The sequence below is a fragment of the Streptosporangium sp. NPDC049248 genome (genome assembly GCF_040678965.1).
Classification (GTDB): Bacteria; Actinomycetota; Actinomycetes; order Streptosporangiales; family Streptosporangiaceae; genus Streptosporangium; species Streptosporangium fukuiense.
This window is the reverse complement of the sequence record NZ_JBFAQY010000090.1, coordinates 1-1,336: the sequence shown is the minus strand read 5'-3', so window position 1 is coordinate 1,336 and position 1,336 is coordinate 1. Positions and strand designations below refer to the sequence as shown.

General features: G+C 68.3%; 1 protein-coding gene and 1 pseudogene. Both read left to right on the top strand.

Annotated elements, in window-relative coordinates; all coding sequences use genetic code 11:
* A pseudogene (locus AB0K21_RS44675) lies at positions 1–198 on the top strand (1-phosphofructokinase); the annotation flags it as partial.
* Between the two features lie 79 nt (positions 199–277).
* Positions 278–1,336: mannitol-specific PTS transporter subunit IIC (mtlA, locus tag AB0K21_RS44670; protein ID WP_364159316.1), on the top strand; the 1,059-nt coding region annotated here is incomplete at its 3' end.

Below are 1,336 nucleotides of genomic sequence, written 5' to 3'. Positions count from 1 at the left end.
GGTGCCGGTGACGCGATGCTGGCGGGGTTCCTGGCCGCCGGCGCGTGCGGGCAGGAGGCGTTGGTCGAGGCGCTGGCCTGGGCGACCGCCGCGGTCGGGCTGCCGGGCAGCCGGATGCCCGGCCCTGATGACATTCGGCGTGATGACGTGCGTGTCATCGCCGCCGATCCCACCCTGCCGCTGCGGTCCGGGGGCTGACAGCGGCGCGGATCCACCCCCCTGGCCGGTCTCCCCTCTTTTCCTTGGGGGCCGGCCGCCCCGGAAGGAGCACAATCACATGAGCGAATACACCCCCACCATCACCGGAACCGGGGTGAAAGCGAAGATCCAGCGTTTCGGCGGGTATCTGGCCGGGATGATCATGCCGAACATCGGGGCGTTCATCGCCTGGGGTCTGATCACCGCCTTGTTCATCCCGACCGGCTGGCTGCCGAACGAGAGCCTGGCGGCTCTGGTCGGGCCGATGATCACCACGCTGCTGCCCGTCCTGATCGGTTATACCGGCGGGCGGATGGTCCATGGCCAGCGGGGTGCGGTGGTCGGCGCGGTGGCCACCATGGGTGTCGTGGTGGGCGCGGAGAACCCGATGTTCCTCGGCGCGATGATCATGGGGCCGCTGGCGGCGTTCCTGATCAAGCTCATCGACGCCTTCCTCGCCGACCGGATCAAGGCCGGCTTTGAGATGCTGGTCGACAACTTCAGCGCCGGTATCGTCGGCGGCGCGATGGCCCTGGTGGGTGTGTGGGGCATCGGCCCGGTCGTCTCGGCGGTCACCACCGCGGCCGGCAACGCGGTGGGCTGGCTGGTGGAGTCCAACCTGCTGCCGCTGGCCTCGATCCTGATCGAGCCGGCCAAGGTGTTGTTCCTCAACAACGCGATCAATCACGGGGTGCTGACCCCGCTGGGCGCCAACGAGGTGACCCAGTTCGGTAAGTCGATCCTGTTCATGCTGGAGTCCAACCCCGGCCCGGGCCTGGGGTTGTTGCTGGCCTACATGTTCTTCGGGCCGCGTCTGCTGCGTCCCAGCACCCCGGCGGCGATCATCATTCACTTCCTGGGCGGGATCCATGAGATCTACTTCCCGTATGTGCTGATGAAGCCCCGGCTGATCCTGGCGGTCATCGCCGGTGGCGCCACCGGCATCCTGGTCTTCATCATGACCGGTGCGGGTCTGGTGTCGGCGGCCTCGCCGGGCAGTATCTTCGCCTACCTGGCGGTGACGCCCAAGGGTGGCTGGTTCGGGGTGCTGGCCGGGATCTTCGCCGCGACCGCGGTGTCCTTCGCGGTGGCCTCGGTCCTGCTCGGTTTCGGCCGCGGCAAGGACGAGGGCGAAGGC